The 18,705-nt window shown below is 40.9% G+C and carries 17 protein-coding genes and 1 riboswitch; of the genes, 9 read left to right on the forward strand and 8 right to left on the reverse strand.

Annotation, left to right across the window (positions count from 1 at the left end):
• Positions 1 to 20: 20 nt before the first annotated feature.
• Both J2S74_RS02140 and J2S74_RS02145 read right to left on the reverse strand, forming a co-directional pair.
• Complete coding sequence (locus J2S74_RS02140; protein ID WP_307321209.1) at positions 21 to 1,073, reverse strand: M24 family metallopeptidase; 1,053 nt, start codon at positions 1,071 to 1,073, stop codon at positions 21 to 23.
• Between the two features lie 108 nt (positions 1,074 to 1,181).
• Positions 1,182 to 3,032: an LTA synthase family protein gene (locus J2S74_RS02145; RefSeq protein WP_307321211.1), complete on the reverse strand. Its 1,851-nt coding sequence runs from the start codon at positions 3,030 to 3,032 to the stop codon at positions 1,182 to 1,184.
• A gap of 117 nt (positions 3,033 to 3,149) precedes the next feature.
• Here J2S74_RS02145 and J2S74_RS02150 point away from each other — a divergent pair, with 117 nt between their 5' ends.
• A complete protein-coding gene (locus J2S74_RS02150) occupies positions 3,150 to 4,154 on the forward strand; it encodes a M28 family metallopeptidase (RefSeq protein WP_307321213.1) in 1,005 nt (334 codons plus the stop codon).
• 41 nt (positions 4,155 to 4,195) lie between these two features.
• Here the strand turns inward: J2S74_RS02150 and J2S74_RS02155 are convergent, their stop codons facing one another.
• Complete coding sequence (locus J2S74_RS02155) at positions 4,196 to 4,831, reverse strand: M50 family metallopeptidase (RefSeq protein ID WP_307321216.1); 636 nt, start codon at positions 4,829 to 4,831, stop codon at positions 4,196 to 4,198.
• A 487-nt stretch (positions 4,832 to 5,318) separates the two neighbouring features.
• Here J2S74_RS02155 and J2S74_RS02160 point away from each other — a divergent pair, with 487 nt between their 5' ends.
• The 7 genes from J2S74_RS02160 to J2S74_RS02190 all read left to right on the forward strand — a co-directional run bounded on the left by J2S74_RS02160 (position 5,319) and on the right by J2S74_RS02190 (position 10,517).
• Positions 5,319 to 5,519, forward strand: coding sequence for a hypothetical protein (locus J2S74_RS02160; protein WP_307321219.1), 201 nt, complete (start codon positions 5,319 to 5,321; stop codon positions 5,517 to 5,519).
• 50 nt (positions 5,520 to 5,569) lie between these two features.
• Positions 5,570 to 6,136 carry a hypothetical protein gene (locus J2S74_RS02165; RefSeq protein WP_307321222.1) on the forward strand — a complete coding sequence of 189 codons (567 nt, stop codon included), beginning with the start codon at positions 5,570 to 5,572 and terminating at the stop codon, positions 6,134 to 6,136.
• A 60-nt stretch (positions 6,137 to 6,196) separates the two neighbouring features.
• The gene (locus J2S74_RS02170; RefSeq protein ID WP_307321225.1) at positions 6,197 to 7,183 is read left to right on the forward strand and encodes a hypothetical protein; all 987 of its coding nucleotides are present in this window, start codon (positions 6,197 to 6,199) and stop codon (positions 7,181 to 7,183) included.
• Between the two features lie 105 nt (positions 7,184 to 7,288).
• Positions 7,289 to 7,537 carry a hypothetical protein gene (locus J2S74_RS02175; RefSeq protein WP_307321228.1) on the forward strand — a complete coding sequence of 83 codons (249 nt, stop codon included), beginning with the start codon at positions 7,289 to 7,291 and terminating at the stop codon, positions 7,535 to 7,537.
• A 9-nt stretch (positions 7,538 to 7,546) separates the two neighbouring features.
• Positions 7,547 to 7,626: riboswitch (ZMP/ZTP riboswitch) on the forward strand.
• Between the two features lie 180 nt (positions 7,627 to 7,806).
• Entirely contained in the window at positions 7,807 to 9,012 is a 1,206-nt protein-coding gene (locus J2S74_RS02180; RefSeq protein WP_307321230.1) for a phosphoglycerate dehydrogenase, read from the forward strand.
• A 108-nt stretch (positions 9,013 to 9,120) separates the two neighbouring features.
• Complete coding sequence (locus J2S74_RS02185; protein WP_307321233.1) at positions 9,121 to 9,750, forward strand: YczE/YyaS/YitT family protein; 630 nt, start codon at positions 9,121 to 9,123, stop codon at positions 9,748 to 9,750.
• A gap of 35 nt (positions 9,751 to 9,785) precedes the next feature.
• Positions 9,786 to 10,517: a nucleotidyltransferase family protein gene (locus J2S74_RS02190; protein ID WP_307321236.1), complete on the forward strand. Its 732-nt coding sequence runs from the start codon at positions 9,786 to 9,788 to the stop codon at positions 10,515 to 10,517.
• 41 nt (positions 10,518 to 10,558) lie between these two features.
• Here the strand turns inward: J2S74_RS02190 and J2S74_RS02195 are convergent, their stop codons facing one another.
• From J2S74_RS02195 to J2S74_RS02210, 4 genes are all read right to left on the reverse strand, one after another.
• The gene (locus J2S74_RS02195) at positions 10,559 to 11,476 is read right to left on the reverse strand and encodes a COX15/CtaA family protein (RefSeq protein WP_307321239.1); all 918 of its coding nucleotides are present in this window, start codon (positions 11,474 to 11,476) and stop codon (positions 10,559 to 10,561) included.
• Positions 11,477 to 11,719: 243 nt separating this feature from the next.
• Positions 11,720 to 12,748: a M14 family zinc carboxypeptidase gene (locus J2S74_RS02200; protein WP_307321240.1), complete on the reverse strand. Its 1,029-nt coding sequence runs from the start codon at positions 12,746 to 12,748 to the stop codon at positions 11,720 to 11,722.
• Between the two features lie 623 nt (positions 12,749 to 13,371).
• On the reverse strand, positions 13,372 to 13,632 hold the full coding sequence (locus tag J2S74_RS02205; RefSeq protein WP_307321243.1) for a hypothetical protein: 261 nt from the start codon (positions 13,630 to 13,632) through the stop codon (positions 13,372 to 13,374).
• A 12-nt stretch (positions 13,633 to 13,644) separates the two neighbouring features.
• The gene (locus tag J2S74_RS02210) at positions 13,645 to 14,769 is read right to left on the reverse strand and encodes a phosphodiester glycosidase family protein (protein WP_307321246.1); all 1,125 of its coding nucleotides are present in this window, start codon (positions 14,767 to 14,769) and stop codon (positions 13,645 to 13,647) included.
• Between the two features lie 192 nt (positions 14,770 to 14,961).
• Here J2S74_RS02210 and J2S74_RS02215 point away from each other — a divergent pair, with 192 nt between their 5' ends.
• A complete protein-coding gene (locus J2S74_RS02215; protein ID WP_307321249.1) occupies positions 14,962 to 15,804 on the forward strand; it encodes a lytic transglycosylase domain-containing protein in 843 nt (280 codons plus the stop codon).
• 368 nt (positions 15,805 to 16,172) lie between these two features.
• Here the strand turns inward: J2S74_RS02215 and J2S74_RS02220 are convergent, their stop codons facing one another.
• Positions 16,173 to 18,578 (reverse strand): S8 family serine peptidase, encoded by a 2,406-nt coding sequence (locus J2S74_RS02220; protein ID WP_307321252.1) that lies wholly within the window; start codon positions 18,576 to 18,578, stop codon positions 16,173 to 16,175.
• Positions 18,579 to 18,705 lie beyond the last annotated feature (127 nt).

Consider the following 18,705-nt stretch of genomic DNA (forward strand, 5'->3'; position numbering starts at 1 on the left):
GATTTTCATCTTTCTCCAAACTATAAAATGATGAGCTTCTTATTAGATGGTGTTAATACTTCGACACCGTCTTTTTTGATGACCACATCGTCTTCGATTCGGACGCCTCCTAGGCCAGAGATATAAACACCTGGTTCAATGGTGAAAACCATGTTTTCCTCGAAAACTTCTTCTGAAGAGGAGAATGGGTCTTCATGGAGGTCAAGTCCAAGGCCATGCCCGATGCTATGGATAAAGTACTTCCCGTAACCTTGTGCGTCCAAATAATCCCGTGCGAATTTATCTAGTTCCCGTGGAGTGACTCCCGGCATTGCCTTTTCCTTCGAGTGCTCAAGGGTATCTAGGACGATGTTATAAATCTTCTTCAATTCAGCAGGTGGTTCGCCAATGGCCAGCGTCCGAGTCATGTCCGAGAGATAGCCGTTATAAATGGCTCCGAAATCCATAGTGAGGATATCCCCATTTTCAATAACTTTGTCCGTTGCTCGCCCGTGGGGGAGAGCTGACCTCCAACCGGAAGCAACAATCGGATCATTGGCAGGACCACTTGCCCCAAGCTTTTGCATTTGAAAAATCAATTCTGCGGAAATATCCCTTTCCGTTATACCAGGCTTAATCACCGTTAAAATGTGTTGAAACGCCTTTTCTGCGATTTGCGCAGCGCCCCGCATTTGTACTAATTCGTCTTCTGTTTTTACAATTCGTAACGTTTCAATAATTTTAGAAGTGGCAGCCAGTTCTGCATTGATATTATCTTTGTATTGATTAAATTGGGTAACACTTAGATGGTCCGCTTCATACCCAAGCCTTTTTATTCCCATTTGTTCAACCTGATCGGTAATTGCTTGAAGGAGGTTTCTTGGGGATTGAACGATCTCAAACTCCTTGGCCTGATCCATCGCTTGATCCGTGTAGCGACCGTCCACTAATAGCTTTGCTTCTGATGGAGAAATAAGTAGTACACCAGCGGATCCCGTAAAATCAGATATGTATCTTCTATTATATTGGTTTGTAACAAGCATTCCGTCCAAGCCTAATTGGCTTAATTTTTCCCGAAGTTTCCTTAATTTCATTCGTTTCTACCCCTCTCTGAAATAGGATTGATTACAATATTATAAAAAATTATATCATAGATAAAGATTACGGTTGCTTTGTTGCTAATAGATTTAAGTAATTCGCGACTATTTAAACCTTAACAAGTCTCCGTATATGATTTTGTCAGAATAGTTCAGTTCAGTCATGCCTCGCTCCCGAAGCTCTTCACATTCACGCAAGGGAACAGACTCTCCCGTTTCGCTCTTAAGGCACATTTCGTTGGTGTAAATGAGTCCATCGGTAATGACTGTTCCATCGCGCAAGACGACGAAGTCCTCTCGATCTTCGGCGAACAAGTCACTTCCGAACATAATATGTTCCGCCCCTTCCATTTCTTCGATCCCTAATAGATTCAACAAAGTTGGCATGACATCTACTTGTCCGCTGACAGTGCTCATCGTTCCAGTCGCCCCCTCTAACCCAGGAATATGAATAATCAGCGGTACCCGTTCCAGCTTGACGGCATCATGGACAGTAATCTCCTTGCCCAAAAACTGCCCTAAAGCATCGTACTGACTTTCCGCCAAACCGTAATGATCTCCGTACATTACTAAAACAGTATTTTCATAAAGGCCCGTTTCCTTCAAACGCTCAACGAAAATTCGCATCGCTTCATCCGTATAGCGGACCGTTGGAAAATATTGATTTACGATATGACTTTCGGAATAAAAGGGCTCGATAAAGTGATCCTCTTCATCTAAATCATAGGGAAAATGGTTGGTGAGCGTAATAAACGTACTGTAAAAGGGTTCAGACAGCTCTACTAAATACTCCATCGATTGTTCGATGAAATCGATGTCCTTCAAGCCCCATCCCACGGAATTCTTCGTGGAAATATCAAAATAACTAAAGGAATAATACTGCTCGTAGCCCAAGTTTGGGTACATGACATCCCGGTTATAAAAGGTTCGATAATTGGCATGGAACACATTCGTAGAATACCCATTACGAAAAAGTGTCTCTGGCAACGTTCGAAATTTATTATCGTCATGGGTCAAAAACACCGCGCCCCTTCCTAATGGGTAAAGGGAATTATTTATCAAAAACTCCGCATCGGACGTTTTTCCTTGCCCCGTCTGATAATAAAAGTTGTCAAAGTAAAAGCTGTCTTCGATTAATTCATTCAAAAATGGTGTTATTTCCTCGCCGTGCAACGTCTCGCCGATGACGAAGCTCTCCACCGATTCCAGTGAAACAACAATGACGTTCATCCCTTCAGCAATGCCAAACATTTCACGGTTTGGTTCTACATGCTTTTCCTGCAAAAACCTGATTATGGAATCCCAATCCCCTTCTTCGGAAAAAATCGGTTGGGTCCGCGTTTGCGTATGGATGATGGCATCGTAAATATAATAATTAAATAGGCCCAGTGTTTGAACTAATTGGTTACGATTAAAGGTGTAGGCTGCGTCTAATGTTTTAAACTGCGCGAAAATGATAAATAGGAGAAAAAACAAAGTAAAGACCGCAGTCTTTGACTGTCGGAATGAAACCTGTTTGGTCGTTAACCATCGGAATTTTTCCCAACGCCACACAAAAAAGCTAATCAAGAAAATGTCTATAAAGTAAAGGATGTCATACCACTCGATTAGGGCAAAAATACTGGTGGTTAAATCGCCCATATTGGCCCCCATTAGAAGCATGGGGAGGGTGATGATATCACTAAATTCACGGTGGTAAACGATATTGGAATAAAGGACGACGGATAATAAAATGCTAATGACGAGATAATAGGTTGGCTGAAATTTTTCACGGAAAAATACCCCTGGGGTAAATAGGATGAATAAAAATAGCAGGGGATTGATGGCGAAGGCTAAGCCTTGCAGCATTTCGTTCATATTTATGTAAAATGTGAGGCCGGAAACGATAAAGGTTTTTAGCCATACCACAAGGAGGCAAAGGAATAGAAACCGGTGCTCCCTGATTTTCGTTTTCATCATAGTTATCCTTCCACATCCCCAGTTGAGTTAAATTATGCACTACTTAATTTCCATAAAATTGGCGGAATTTATACAGGATTTTCTTACATCGACAAATGGCAAAGGAGAGAAAGTATGAAACAAGAGTTTATTACGTTCATTGAGAAATTGTCGGATCCAGCACTTAATGGTCGGGTGCCTGGGACGGAAGGGCATAATGAAGCCCGGAGGATGATTACAGAACAGGTAGAGACGCTGGGTCTGGATCCTTTGTTAAAAACAGGATGGGTACAGTCCTATTTGGCACATGACGGAGTTACGGGGAGAAATTTGTTGGCGGTAAACAAAGGCAGCAAGGAGGATTGGATGCTGTTAGGTGCTCACTATGATCATCTAAGAGGTTGTCCTGGTGCCGATGATAATGCTGCTGCAGTGGGCATTTTACTTGCAGTGATGGATGCGTTGAGGAATTTAGATCTTCAGATGAATATTGTTCTTGCTATTTTCGATATGGAGGAGCCCCCATATTTTCAAACGGAGAGCATGGGAAGTGTTCATTTTTATCGTCACCTTCCGGAGGGGTTAAATTGGGACACGTTTAGGGGAGCGGTAATCCTTGATTTATGTGGCCATGATTTAGTGGTAAAAAATCGTGAGAATTCCCTATTCATAGTAGGAGCGGAAACGTGTCCGAAGCTTTCCGAGAGTGTAAGTAAAGCGCGTGGTATGGTGGAAGATTTGGAGATTTATAAAGTGAGAAATCGCGACTTTCTTTATTTATCCGACCATTATATTTTTGACATAAACGGAAAGCCAAATTTGTTCCTCTCCTGCGGACATTGGCCATACTATCACACCCCGGAAGATACCTTTGAAAAAATAAATTTGGATAAGGTTGGCAGGATTGCTGATTTTATTCGAATGATGATTATGGAGTTAGATAAAGGGGAGGAAGAGCCTGGTTATTTACCTTCCTTTAAGAAGGAAGATGAAGCTAAGGAATTAGGGAGGTTTTTAAATACAGAATTAAACGCTGAGCATCATCTAGATGCCATATGCGGTATTTTAATGAGGGAAATGAGAAACGAAACAGATATAGAGAAAATGAAAAAAAGCTTGCAGCAGTTTGGACTCATTTAGGTGAACCCTCCCTGTGATTTTTTCCTGATAGGACAGGGAGGTTATTGAAAGATGATATAAGCACCAGCTAATGATTGGCCGAAGAAAAGTGTTCCCCATATAAAAGCAGGGATGTAGGTGAGTTCCGCAAGTCCTGTGGCGTCACCTGCATGTCGGGGAGTGGTAATGCTCATGATGAAAATTTGAAAGGAAGAAAGAATCGACTGTACTAATAGAATACTAGAAAAGAACAGGATAAACATTTCCCTTAACGTGTCTAGCTGGTAATACTCCATATAAACGGCTGAGCCTAGGAAGAAGAGCACCCAAAAAACTCCATAAAAGTTCCGTACCCAAAAAACAAGGCTGCAAAGGGCTAATAAAATAAAGAAATAATATAGAAGAGTTAGTTCACCATTAAAAATTAAATAAAAGGAAAGGATAGCTGCCAGTGTGGAAAAGGTATAGCCAGAATAATAAATAATAACGCCGCTAAGGATGGAACGGTAACTTGTATAGGCCAATCCTTCTGTGTTAGGGAACAAAGAAATTTTATATACCTTTCCGCTCGTCAAAAGGGCAGCGATAGCATGCCCAGCTTCATGTACTAACGTATGAAAGCTGCAAAACAGAGTCCGTAACAAAGGTATAAATGCCACAACAGCAGCGGCGATTAAATAATAGTAGATTGGGTCCAAGTTAATGCACCTCCGTTAAAGGAGTGATGAAGAAATCAATAAAAATAGTATTCACATATTTCTTATGGTGTAGACACCGTCGCTACCTTAAATTATACAACGGGAATAAGCTTCGTTTCTTTATATATATCACGGTGCAGGGGGATTATTAACTGTAAATGTTAGAATAGGAGCTTTCCATGTAACAAAAAGTGAATTATGCTGTACAAGAATTTCCATTGAATTGGCTAATCTATCGAAATCGGGTAATAATCTATCGATTGGGGGCAGTTATCTATCGAATTACGGCAATAATCTATCGAAATCCAGTGATAATCTATCGAACTAGAATAATTATTATCTGCAAACACCGAAACTACCTTCCGTTTCCCTTTTCAGATTGTCGAATACGGGAACAGCCCTTAAGATGTTTTACCTTAAGGAGTTTCTTTCGTTAAAAAATGTTTTCTGTAACTGTTATGTGCGTTTTATAGGTTGTGGATTAAGTTTGAAGTGGTTAAAATTTCCATCGAATTGGCTAATCTATCGAAATCGGGTAATAATCTATCGATTAGGGGCAGTTATCTATCGAATTACGGCAATAATCTATCGAAATCCACTAATAATCTATCGAACTAGAATTATTCTTATTTGCAACCACTACAGTTCTAACCCCTATTTTCCTCCAATTCCCACTTACTTTTTGTAAACATGAGGTCTATATTAAATAAGTAGAAAAAAAGGAGAGGTGAGTTCAATATGGAATTTCTTTTCCTACTTGTATTAGGTTTTGTAGGGATTTTGTTTGTGTTTTATTTAATTGCTAATCATTCTGCCAAACGGGATGAAGGTAGAGTAAATAAATTTATTCAAGACTTCGACATCCAGATTAGTAATTATGAACGTTTCTGGGACGGTAAATATATTTTTTACGAAGAGGGAAACGGCAGACTGTGGGTTTATAATCCTGCCAAGGAGACATATTCAGTGGGGGAACAGGGTCAAATTCTTGGTTGTGAATTGAGGATCAATGAGGAGACGGAGTTTCGAACGTCTATCACTAGTGCTGCAGGAAGAGCGGTCCTTGGTGGTGTCCTTGCTGGTGGTATAGGGGCGATCATTGGTGGAGTTACCGCTAGAAAAGACAGCCGGCAATTGGTTCACGGTGCTGATTTAACTATTTATTTTGTTGATGGTCACTATGACACCATTAATATTTTTTCTGATACAAATGGGGTTCAAATGACCGATTCCTTTTTCCGGAACAAGTACGATAACGGCATGGCTTGGTGTAAATTTATCGAGAGTTTAACGGACAATCGGTAAATTCCTATAAAGCTCATAAAGGGCGCACAATTTAAATATGAAAGCGTAGGAGAAGTGAGAATGAAGAACAATGTTATGCAGGCCTTATTATTTGTTGGAATGTTATTTTTCGCTGTCGGTTGCAGTAACGATTCTGCAGCGGAGGAGCCTGTGGAAGTAGAGCGGGAAGAGCTTGAGCTTCTTTTGGAAAAAATAGATTTTGATGCTGAATGGGAAGAAATTACGATACAATTTACGACGAATTTACCTGAAGAAACAGTAGTGGACACTCTTGCCCTTTTAGACAGTAATAATACTGCTGTTCTAGAGCTAGAGGTGCAAAATTATAGTTTGCAAGATTCGACCACAGTTGTCTTTGAGTTAGGTGAGAAAGATAGAGAGGGTCTTCCTGAAGAAGAGTTATCCATGGTGTTAACTGTATTTGTAGATGAAACTACGAATACTCATTTTTTATCGAATGAGGTCATTGGAGGGTCCTTCTCTGATATGCAAATGCACTATGCTGACTCAGAACTACTCCAATTGTCAGCTGGAAATCAACCGAATGCCTATTCCTTTAATTTAAGATCATCAAACAAAAAGTCCCTTCCGGAAGAGATTTTTGAAAAAGCAGAAGAGGTTGTGGAAGAGGAAGAGCCAACTGTAGAGGAAACTGCAGAAGCCGAGGTGGAAGTAGAGCCCGAACCTGAACCGGAAACGAAAGTGGAAACTTCTGAATTTCAACTCGTAACGACGTCAGACTTAAAAAATAATTTCGATGCCTTCTTCGGTATGAAAATTGAAGTGAAAGGGGAAGTTACTCAGGTTATTCAATATGATCCGTATGCCATGAGTGACACCGCCCAATCCTATTTAGTGAATATTTCGGATCCAAATAATTATAATGCGGACAATTCCGTTTGGGTGGAAATCCTAAGTAACCCTCCAACCTTATTTGAAGGAAGTAAGGTTACTGTAAAGGGCACATTGCTGGATACGTACACTTACGAAAGTGTCATGGGAACACCAATTACGGTTCCATATATTCTTGCAAGCTCTATCGAATAGGGGATAAGGGAAAAACTTCTTAAGATGTTACGTCTTAGGGAGTTTTATTCGTTAAAAAATGTTTTTTGAAGCTGGTTTGTACGTTTTAAAGGTTGTGACTTAGGTTTGAAGTGGTTTGGATTTCCAGCGAATTGGTTAATCTATCGAAATTGGGTGATAATCTATCGATTGGAGGCATTTATCTATCGAATTACGGTAGTAATCTATCGAAATCCACCAATAATCTATCGAACTAGAATAATTATCATCTACAACCAGTTAAATACCACAAAATACCAGGCTGATTTGCCATTATATGTGAATGTCCTAACAAATTTACACTTGAAGATTGCTGAACATTTTGATAACATATAAATTAACTTAAAGGCTGTGTGTGACTGGCGAACACGGAGTACCGTGAGGGAGCACATAGCGTGGATTAGCCGTTCGCCTGGGCAGAGGTAAGGGAATTCTATCCCTTACCTCTTTATGCATATTTCTAGGGGGGATGGCCATTTATTGTAAAAAAATCTTCAAATTTCCTACTACATTTCTTAAGCTCCAGATAATAAGGTTCAACAATGTAACCGCAAGTCCAATAAAATTTACTAATAAATTATTATAAACGGAGAGAGGTTAATAAGATGAGTACAATTACTGCAGGTAAGACGAATACGATTAAGACATTAAATAACATTGCCGAGGTCGGGCTGAATGAATTCAAGAAGGGGAATTTTACAATCGATGACAGCAATGAAAATCCCGATGCTGTTGTGGTTCGTAGTTTCAACATGCATTCCATGGAATTCGGCAGTAATCTGAAGGCGATTGCCCGGGCTGGGGCAGGTGTGAACAATATTCCTGTGGACAAATGTACGGAGCAGGGGATTGTAGTTTTTAACACGCCGGGGGCTAATGCCAATGCCGTAAAGGAGCTTGTCCTAACCTCATTAATTGCCTCCTCCCGAAACCTCTTTGATGGAGTCGCTTGGGCCAAGTCACTAGCTGAGAAGACCGAAGGAGAAGATGTGGCGAAGCTTGTAGAAGCTGGAAAAAAACAGTTTGTTGGGAAGGAAATCAGGGGGAAAACGTTAGGAGTCATCGGTCTTGGTGCCATTGGTGCCTTGGTGGCCAATGATGCCCTGAATTTAGACATGGAAGTCATCGGTTACGATCCATTCATTTCCGTGGACACGGCTTGGAACCTGTCTCGAAATGTTCACCGTGCCATGACCATTGAGCAGCTGTTTGCATACTCAGACTTCATTACGGTACATGTTCCATTAACGAATGACACAAAAGGAATGTTCAACGAAGAAGCCTTCAAGCAGATGAAGAAAGGCGTTCACATTTTAAACTTCTCCCGTGACGGCCTAGTCAACGAAGAAGATATGGGTGTTGCCCTTAAAAATGGTACAGTAGGTAAGTACATTACAGATTTTCCAAACGAAAATGTTCTAAAAATGGAAAATGTCATTCCTATCCCACACCTTGGTGCCTCTACGGCTGAGTCGGAGGAGAACTGCGCCATTATGGCATCTCGTCAAGTAAAGGAATATTTAGAGACTGGTAATGTGAAAAACTCAGTGAATTTCCCTAACGCTGACCTGCCGTACACGGGAAAACGTCGGGTTGCAGCTTTCCATATGAATGTTCCTAATATGGTTGGGCAGATTACAGGTGCCATCTCCGATTATCACCTGAACATTGCCGACATGGTAAACCGAAGCCGTGGTGATTACGCCTATACGATGATCGATATTGATAACAAAATTAATGGAGACACAATTCCAGGCTTACTGGAAAAAATAAAGCAAATTAAAGGTATTATCTCAGTAAGAGTTATCTAAGCTTAATGCCTATACGGGGACGGTTCCACCAAGGAGCCGTCCCTACGTATTTTTCACAAGTGTGCTATGATGAAGGAAGTACATACGCAGATAGAGGAGTACATAGTTATGAGGTTTTCATGGAAACGATTTGTCTTTTATACATTAGGTCTTTTTATTTTGACATTTGGGATTGCACTAACCATTCAGTCACAATTGGGAACAAGCCCCTTTGATGCAGTTCTTGTTGGCTTATTCAGGACGTTTGGGCTCACAATAGGGAGTTGGGAGATTGTATTAGGTTTTGCCATGGTTCTTTTTAACGCCATCGCTATCAAAAGGAGGCCGGAATATTTAGCCTTACTTACGGCGCTAATCACAGGAATGGGCATTGACTTTTGGCTAATTGTTCTCGGGGATATCCTTCAGCCTGTAAGCCTGATTTCTCAAAGCATCACCTTATTGTTTGGAATGGTGTTTGCGGGACTGGGAATTGCCATTAATTTGCAGGCCGACTTTGCCCCGAATCCCATGGACCGGTCCATGCTTGTTGTAAGTCAACTAACGGGTTATAGTATTGCTATTTCAAGGGCGATCATCAGTGTTGTTTTAGTGGTAATAGCCCTTGTTTTTGGTGGTGCCATCGGGATAGGAACTATTTTAATAGCTCTGTTTAGTGGTAATATTATTAAATTCTTTATGCCTTATGTGGCAAAAATAGATACTATGACTGAAAATTTATCGAAAAGCGCTTCGTAAACTAAGTATCCATGAAAAAGGGGGGGCGAATAACGATGAAATGCATTATATTAGCGGCAGGTTACGGAACTCGCTTGTACCCTCTCACAAAAAACACGGCAAAGTCGTTGTTAACGGTGAGAGACAGGCCTGTTATGGAACATATTTTAGAGAAGGTAGGGAAGGTAGATACGGTTGATGAAGTGTTTATTGTGACGAATGACAAATTCTACAAAAGTTTTGTTCAGTGGGCGGACAGTTTTCCCTTTTCCAAAAAAATCACCGTCATTAACGATGAAACTACCACAAATGAGAACAGGTTAGGTGCCATAGCCGATATTCAGTTTGTTATAAAGCAGGCTGCGATCGATGATGATTTCCTTGTGCTGGCTGGAGATAATTTGTTTCAATTCGAATTAACAAGCTTTGTTGATTACTTCGAAAAAAGGAATGGGGACTGCATCACAGTGCATGAAATAAATGACCGGGAAACACTGCAGCGGTCTGGAGTGGTTAAAGTAAACAACGAAGACAGGGTAATTTCCTTTGAAGAAAAGCCGGATAATCCACAATCAAACTTAGCAGTGCCGCCTTTTTACCTATATGAAAGGGAGACGATCCCCCTTTTTAAGGAATACCTTGAAGAAGGGAATAACCCCGATGCACCAGGGCACTTCATCCCATGGCTTATCGGACGAAAACCAGTCTATGCCTATAAATTTAAAGGGTTGCGCTATGACATAGGTACATTAGAAAGCTATCAAAAAGTCCAGGAATTATTCCAATAAAAATAGGGACGGGTCCTTAATGGAGGAAACGTCCCTATTTTTTACATGGATGAGTATTCGTTTGATGGTGCTTCTATTTTACTTGCTGATTTCGTTATCCCTAATGATGCCCTAGTATCTGTAAAAATGATAAAGAGTATCGTTCCGATGGCCAGGTGGATAACGGCCCATGAAATGGGAATGTAAGTTACCACGGTTAAAACGCCAGAAACCAATTGCAGGAGAACGGTCAAGGATGCAAGCATGAACCTATTTTGCAAGCTTCTGCCCCACTTTTTTGCAAAGGTCCAATAGGCTATAAAGATCGTATAGACGGTAGTCACAATAGCTAGAAGCCGGTGAAAGGTTTGCAGAAACTGCGGCCAGGTTCCCGGCAGGAATGAAGTACCACAATCAAGCCACCCACAGGCAAGCCCATAGGACTGATGCTTAATGTATCCGCCAATGGCAAAGGTTAAGAGTGTCAAGACTATCAATACATTCGTGTGAAAAACAATGCTGCGCCTCTTACCTGTTGGGAATGATTTATGAAAGTTCTCCACATCCTCAAATCGGTTAATCCATAGGAGGGTCCCCATAAAGATCATTGCCAGCATCAAGTGAGTGGTAACAACCATTGGTGGTAAGTCATAAACCACAACGAAAGCACCAGCTACCACGAGGACAGCGAGAATAGGTACCATCCAATTTGCTCCCCGGTGGAGGGCTATATCTGGAGATTCCTTTTTAACTTTTACATACAAAACTGCTGCAAGTATGACAACAACGAGGGCGATAGCGCGGTGGGCAAATTCGATCAAGGTGTCGCCCCTCAGTTCAGGAATGACTTGCCCATTACAAAGGGGCCACTCGGGACCGCAGCCCATCCCCGATTCCGACGAAGCAACAAACCCTCCAAACACAATCAATAAATACGAAATGACAATGGTCAACAGTGTTAATCGTTTAATCGTTAACATATCTTCTTCCTTTCTTTTGGTAAAAAAATAGATTTATTGGGTGGTAAAATGCCATTTTGGTAGATAGAAACGGTAAAAGCATAACCCGTGAGGAAGGGGAATATACTAATTTTTCTGAAAAAATGAAGATTCGAGATTTATAACTATTAGCACTATGAAAATAGTGGTTCGTGGGGGGATAAAATACAAAAAAGCCACCCTTCCCATCATGAAAGATGAAGGAAGGGTGGCTTATACTATTCTCTACTCTTGAGGCATGAAGTACTGAGTAGGGAGGGTATCCCAGAAGCTAGTGTCGGCTTCATTAATAGATCCGTCAGCAATTGCTGCAATAGCTGCTTCCATGGAAACAACACCTTGTTGAATTAAGTAGCCATTGCTTTTTTGACCAAGGATAGTATTCGGGTTTACATGATCGGACATTCCTCTCATTTCAAATAATAGAGTGGAGATGCCATATTCGTAAGCTAAACCATTTCGGGCAATTGTATTTGCAGTACCACCAGGATATCTTGCAAGTAATCCCCAGCCGCGGCTTTCCACTGCATCATACATAACCTTACCTAATTGCTTGGACATTTCCCTAACGGCAGGATCAACACCTTCATTGGTAGGGTAAAGGATAGAACCAGATACTAACTTACCATCGATGGCAGAACGGGCACCTTGGTGATGGAAATCTACGAGGTAATCAATATCATAAGCTTGTAAAACATTATAATGCAGGGCTTGATTTTCTGGCTGTGTTAGATTAGTGTGGTCACGGTTTAAATCTACTCCATTAGCATTTGCACGTGTGGATGTGCCCCCGGCAATGTGATCAGAAATATCAAAGTCAACATCACCTATAGCACCGTCTGGATTAATACGAGGAACGAAAAATACATTTACTTGATCAGCTAATTCACGATTTTGTCTGCTATTTGTTGAAAGCTTTTGAATAACATTTAATGCAGACTCCGTTACTAACTGCTCATTTCCATGCTGTTGTGTTAAGAAAAGAATCGTTGGATTGTCTGGATTGTTACCAAACTTCACTAAGTACAAATCTCTGCCTTTCACAGATTGCCCGATAACTTCCGCTTCCATATTAGGGGAGCGTTCCGCAGCACGTTCAATTTGCTTCACAAGGTCTTCATGACTTGTAAGTCGTTCATTTTTAATTGTTTCATTCCCATTGTAATTCGGTCCTTCTCCAACAGCTCCTACTGGCAAAACAAACATTGAAGAGATTAGTAAAATAGCAAGTGCAATCATCAACAATTTCTTCATAACAAATCATTCCCTTCTCGAAATTTTAGTAATGCGAAATATTGACTAAAAAAAATTTCCCCCCTCTTTCTATGTAATCAAACAAAACGACACAAACAAGTCTGTTCATCTTGTCCATTACATTTTACCAATTACCTTTGGGAAATTAATCCAACCTAAGACCAATATTACACATGTCCATTTTTAGTACGTTATTATCACACAATTAAAATTGATAACCCCATTTATAGACTACAAGTAGTAATTTTTTATTATCAACAGAAAAATTCCCAATTTGCAGGGGGAGAAAAATACTAGTAAGATGTTAGAATTGATTGAAATTTAGAAAAATAGTTACAGTTAGGACAAAATTTAATCACTTAGACCTACTAGTTTTTTAGGAAAAGGCTGTTTACTTTTCATAAATAGTTTGCAGATAATAATTATTCTAGTTCGATAGATTATTGGTGGATTTCGATAGATTATTGCTACAATTCGAGAGATTAACCCTTCCAATCGAGATTATCACCCAATATCGATAGATTAGCCAATTACCTGGAAATTCAAACCGCTCCAAACCAACCAACTAACCTATAAAACGAACAAAACAGTTACAAAAAACATTTTTTAACGAAAAAAACTCCTTAAGACGTATCATCTTTAGGAGTTTCCAGTATTCGGTACTCTGTAAAAGGAAATTGAAGGTAGTTTCGGTGCTTGCAGATAATAATTATTCTAGTTCGATAGATTATTGGTGGATTTCGATAGATTATTGCTACAATTCGAGAGATTAACCCTTCCAATCGATAGATTATCACCCAATATCGATAGATTAGCCAATTACCTGGAAATTCAAACCGGAAACGGAAGAAAAAGGAGCGTGGGATGGTCTGCTTCTCAGACATCCCACACTCCTGCTACCGTACTAAAAACATGGCACTTCCTATATTCCGCTCAAATCCATCGGAAGGACGATTCTTTAAAACCCCATCCACAATAAACGTACTAGACCCTCCGCCATCCAAATTAACCGCCTGCACACTTCCTAAATCCAACATAATCTCCGCACTTTGCTCCGCCGTTACTCCAGCATTAGAACGACTACCCCCATCTACAACAACAAAGAGGAACCGTCCATCGGAACGCTGCCCAAACACCGTTCGAGGACGACGCTGCGTACTATGATTAAAATGATGAGCATTCTCCAAATTCTTCACACCATTCTGCACCACCGAATAGCTAGTCCCCACCACAAAATAGGTTTCCTCCCGCAAACGCTCCACCTCACTCGATGCCAAATCACTACCATAATTCTTAATCTCAATCCGCCCATCCCGATAATAATGCAAATCTACAAATCTATCATCCGGCGTAGACGTGTAGCTACCATCCACCAAATACATCCCAATATGCCGAATCTCCCCGCCAAAAAAGCCAAAATTAATCTTCGCCACTTCATTCGGCAATGAAATTCCACTCAACGGTCGAAAAGAAGACCCAACCCCACCATTCGTCACAGCCAGCCTCTCACCAGGACCGCTAACATAGACATGCACATCACTATCAAAATAACGAAACTTCCTATACGTACCGCCCGGCAACGCATCCCGAGGCTCAACATTCTCTACCTTCTTTTCTTCTGGAAAAAACGCATCCTCTGAATCCTCAACTTTGTCCTTTTTAGAATCTTGCTCATCCTTCTCTGTATCTCGTCTCTTCTCTTTCTCTACATTGTCACCACCGTTGGCCACAGCGTTACTTTCTTCCAATCCCGCCCCTAAAGACTCATCTTCTATGATAGCCGCATCCTCTATGACAACTGCGTCTTCAACAGATTCTTCCTCATCTTCTATGACAGCTGTATCCTCAGGAGCGGTTTCAAATCTATATATAGTTTCAAACTGTAACTCCCGCACTATATTGTCAGATTTAAGAAGTAGATGTGGAGAACTAACCCACTCCTGTTCCAGGACAACCTCCTCCACACTTCCACAGCCAACCAAAATCAAAACAAAACCAATAAGAATTATGTAATATCTCATAGATGCTTCCCCTGTTCCATTTATGTTCGTTTCTCATTCTAGCATAGTAATTGGCAAGAAATAGAATGCAAGATTTGCCAAATTCTAAATCTATTAGTTGAAGTACTGGATGTATAAAATCTTAAAAAAGTGGAAATCCCTTATTATTAAGAGATTACCTTTCGGAAGGTAAATCTATTAAGGAGGATAATCATGAAAATAAGAAAAATCGTCACGTTAATTTCATCGATCATTGTTGTGGTTGCAATTACTGCGGTTTTTGGGAATGAATTTACGAAGCTGAAAAACGAGCTTACTAGTTTGGAAGAGGAGCTAGAATTGGCACAGGCAGAAAATAATTTTTTCCAATCAGAAAATAAAATCATGCACTATAACATGGAATCATTAATCACTAAACGAGCCGAGGACAAGGATTATTTCAAGGAGACTTTGGAAACGGAGCGCATCCGGGCGTTTATACAATACCAATCTAGCGACAATGAAGAGGGAACTCCTGTTGCAGGCTACCTCATGTGGGAGCAGGCAAACGAATTGGCGGACCATTTCTATGAGGATAGTGACGGTCGGTTCAAAAGGGAGTGGGGTCAGTTCTTAGCCTTGGAGGCATTCGAAAAAGACATCGATCCATTTTTAATTTATGAATTACTGCGAGTGGAAACGGGCGGAAGATTTGACCCGAATGTAGTTGGACCGGAAACACGATATGGACATGCCTATGGCTTGGCACAATTTATGAAAAACACAAGTCCGTGGATTGCAGAAATGGCGGACCTGCCATACGATCACGATATGTTATTTGACCCGCTATATTCTATCCAATTGGCTGTAACGTATTTGGATTTCCTGCACAATCAATACGGCGATTGGGACCATGCCTTAACAGCTTATCATAGAGGAATGTACGGACTGCAGAACTATATTGCCCAGCACGGCAATGCCAGAAGCTGGTACGCAGTGGAAATTCAAGAAAAAGCACAAGCTCAAGCCATCTTAGCAGCAGACTACGAAGGCAGCTCCCTTGTAACCTCCCATTAACCAAAAATATAATGGGCGTTGATGGAGATGACAGCTGGGGATCTCCGGTTCATGATGAGCATTTTGATTAACGCTAATGAGGATATGGAGTTTGAGTTTATGATTGAGCGTGTTTAGGAGTTAGGGTTTAGTAGAGGAGGAAAAAATTGTTGCAGAAGGTGAGATAAAAGGTTGGTTTTTTCAGCCTTTTATCTCCCTTTTTTTGGTTTTGAGGCGAAAATAGTGGTAGGTGATTCGAGAGTTGTATGTATGAAACGCGAAAATGGGGAAACTGAAACTGGCGTATCAAACGCAAGATATGCAACGGGAAAGCAGAGTAATAAGAAAAGGACAAGAGCGAGTATAGCTCTTGTCCTTTTTCTGTAAACTTAGTTTTCACTTATTGTTAATACTCCGCCTTGCAATTCAAATTCATTCGTACCTGTTCTTGCGTAAGCATTAATTTGGTAACGCCCAGTAGTTAATGGTTGTCCATCAATCGTCATATTCCAACTGAAGTTGTGAGTTCCAACTGGAACGTTTGTTGCATGAGCAGTTTCATATAAAAGTGCTCCAGTGTCTGCATTTCTAATACGAAGGTTGAATTCCTCTGCTCCACCTGGGACATTGACTGTTCCTATTAAATTACCACCAGATAATGCTAGATTTAAGCTGTTCAACATAGGGTAATCAGGCTCTTGTACGAATAGAATCGTAGGAACTTCAAGCGTTTGCTTACCATCACTGATCAAGAACGTACCTTCATAGTAACCAGGAGCAAGACTGCCTGCGTCTACTTGTACAGTAAAGTTTAAATCTTGTGTTCTGCCTGGTTGTATTTGCAGGTTGTTACTTGTTCTAACTTTAATACCCTCGTGACCTGTGAAACTAATAGAATACCTTTTACGCTCATCTGATAGATTATGGATAGTAAAGTGTTGTTGTCTTACTTCCTTATCTTCTTCATTAGAGAAGATTCCAAATGAATGGCTTCCAGGTGTAACGAGTGTTTCTACGTTAATGGCATCAAGTACACGGATACTACCAGCACCTTGGCTGTTATGAGGGTAAAGGACACCATTTTCATCATATAAGTTTTCTGCTGTGTTCATTAATGCAGCTTTTACAAACTCAGGGCTCCAGTCAGGATTTGCTTCTAAGATAAGTGCGGCTGCACCGGCAACATGTGGAGCTGCCATACTAGTACCTTGTAAAGATGCATAACCGTGTGGGTTTTCAGGGTTATGAGTTGGAACTGTACTATTGATTGCTACACCAGGAGCGGATACGTCTGGCTTGATCATCCATGTGTTCATAACTGGACCACGGGATGAGAAGTCAGCCATTGTTTCTCCAACTTCTTGTGTTAATTCAAATTCAAATGTTACAGTGTCGTAACCAGCTTCAAGTCCAGCTAAAAGTTGTTGTCCGTCTGCGCCTGTCATTTTTATAGTTGGTAGTGCCATACCTGGAATTTCAAAAGGAATTTCTCCGGCAACGTGGTTGTAAACAATAACTCCAACAGCACCTTGAGCTTTTGCATTTTCCGCCATAGTTACGAATGGAAGCTGCCCACGTGAAATGACTGCAATTTTACCTTCGTAGTCACCATCGAAATGTTCAACTTGACCGAAACCAGCTGCTTTAAAGCCAACTGTTTTACCATCTAAGCTGAGAAGATCTTCATCTCTGTCAAAGCCCATTACTTTTGCACTGCTGTACTCAGCATCTTGTCCAGTCGTTACTTCAACTGCAAATTTGTTATAAGGTAAACGTGTTGCACCTACAGAAATGGCATCACGAGATGTACCTGGTGAACCAACTGTCCAGTTGTTAGGACCGCTGTTTCCGTTAGATGTAATAGCGACAACGCCTTCAGCCATTGCCCAGTCAAGTGCAATACTTGTTGCAAAATCAGGGTTATTAAGGGTGTTACCTAAAGAAAGGTTCATAATATCTGCACCGTCTTGAACTGCACGCTCAATACCAGCGATAACATTTTGTGTAGTCCCACTACCGCCAGGGCCTAATACTCGGTAAGCAAGTAATGTAGCTTCAGGAGCTACCCCTTTTATTGCACCGTTTGCAGCTACTGTACCAGCAACGTGGGTACCATGGTTAGTGGATCCACCACGAGGGTCTCCAGGAGGTGTTTCTTGTGGGTCATCGTTATTATCTACGAAATCCCATCCTTTGTAGTCGCCAAATGCATGTACTAAATCTGGATGTGTGTAATCTACACCAGTATCAATGATCGCAACAGTGATACCTGCCCCTTTGTAGCCAGCATCCCAAGCTTCCTTTGAACCGATGAATGGAGCGCTGTCCAGCATAGCTGGACTAAATGCTTCAGGGGTGATAAACTCTGCATCTCCTGCAGTTGCTACTTCATATGTTTCGTTAGGGTATACTGCTTTCACCCCAGAAACACCTAGTAAATGTACGATTTCGTTTTCAGGTATTTCTACTGAAAAGCCGGAGAAAACGTAGTCATATTCTTGATTTACTTGGATGGAAGATACTACGTCTTCCACTTGTGCAATTACGTTTTCACGGACTGCTGCTAAAGCCTCTTTTGTTTGTACATTGCCATTGTGTTTTGCCTCAACAACAGACTGTTCCTCTAATTCTACAATTACCGTTACGATATCTGTAGAGCTTTCGTTAACTTCTAAATGAATAGAAGCAAGTTCACCTTTGGTAGCTTGAGAGGCAAAACCGAAGCTGCCGAAACTTGAGAATGTTAATAGGAATACAAGGGAATAAATAAATAGCTGAATTAGTTTTCTTCGCATTTTTTTCTTCATCTCCTTTGAGGTGGATTCTCGATGAGAGTGCGGTTATGTACTTCCCCTCCTTTGTGAAAAATTCCTCACCGCAATTACTATAATTCTATCTTAATATTCTTTCAATTTGGATAAA

Origin of the sequence: Evansella vedderi (assembly GCF_030813435.1) — a bacterium.
GTDB lineage: Bacteria > Bacillota > Bacilli > Bacillales > Salisediminibacteriaceae > Evansella > Evansella vedderi.

What these genes read in the sequence shown, in the direction of transcription:
- J2S74_RS02140 (WP_307321209.1), bottom strand. Translation starts at nt 1,073, where the DNA reads ATGAAATTAAGGAAACTTCGGGAAAAATTAAGCCAATTAGGCTTGGAC.
- J2S74_RS02145 (WP_307321211.1), bottom strand. Translation starts at nt 3,032, where the DNA reads ATGAAAACGAAAATCAGGGAGCACCGGTTTCTATTCCTTTGCCTCCTT.
- J2S74_RS02150 (WP_307321213.1), top strand. Translation starts at nt 3,150, where the DNA reads ATGAAACAAGAGTTTATTACGTTCATTGAGAAATTGTCGGATCCAGCA.
- J2S74_RS02165 (WP_307321222.1), top strand. Translation starts at nt 5,570, where the DNA reads ATGGAATTTCTTTTCCTACTTGTATTAGGTTTTGTAGGGATTTTGTTT.
- J2S74_RS02170 (WP_307321225.1), top strand. Translation starts at nt 6,197, where the DNA reads ATGAAGAACAATGTTATGCAGGCCTTATTATTTGTTGGAATGTTATTT.
- J2S74_RS02180 (WP_307321230.1), top strand. Translation starts at nt 7,807, where the DNA reads ATGAGTACAATTACTGCAGGTAAGACGAATACGATTAAGACATTAAAT.
- J2S74_RS02185 (WP_307321233.1), top strand. Translation starts at nt 9,121, where the DNA reads ATGAGGTTTTCATGGAAACGATTTGTCTTTTATACATTAGGTCTTTTT.
- J2S74_RS02190 (WP_307321236.1), top strand. Translation starts at nt 9,786, where the DNA reads ATGAAATGCATTATATTAGCGGCAGGTTACGGAACTCGCTTGTACCCT.
- J2S74_RS02195 (WP_307321239.1), bottom strand. Translation starts at nt 11,476, where the DNA reads ATGTTAACGATTAAACGATTAACACTGTTGACCATTGTCATTTCGTAT.
- J2S74_RS02200 (WP_307321240.1), bottom strand. Translation starts at nt 12,748, where the DNA reads ATGAAGAAATTGTTGATGATTGCACTTGCTATTTTACTAATCTCTTCA.
- J2S74_RS02205 (WP_307321243.1), bottom strand. Translation starts at nt 13,632, where the DNA reads ATGTCTGAGAAGCAGACCATCCCACGCTCCTTTTTCTTCCGTTTCCGG.
- J2S74_RS02210 (WP_307321246.1), bottom strand. Translation starts at nt 14,769, where the DNA reads ATGAGATATTACATAATTCTTATTGGTTTTGTTTTGATTTTGGTTGGC.
- J2S74_RS02215 (WP_307321249.1), top strand. Translation starts at nt 14,962, where the DNA reads ATGAAAATAAGAAAAATCGTCACGTTAATTTCATCGATCATTGTTGTG.
- J2S74_RS02220 (WP_307321252.1), bottom strand. Translation starts at nt 18,578, where the DNA reads ATGCGAAGAAAACTAATTCAGCTATTTATTTATTCCCTTGTATTCCTA.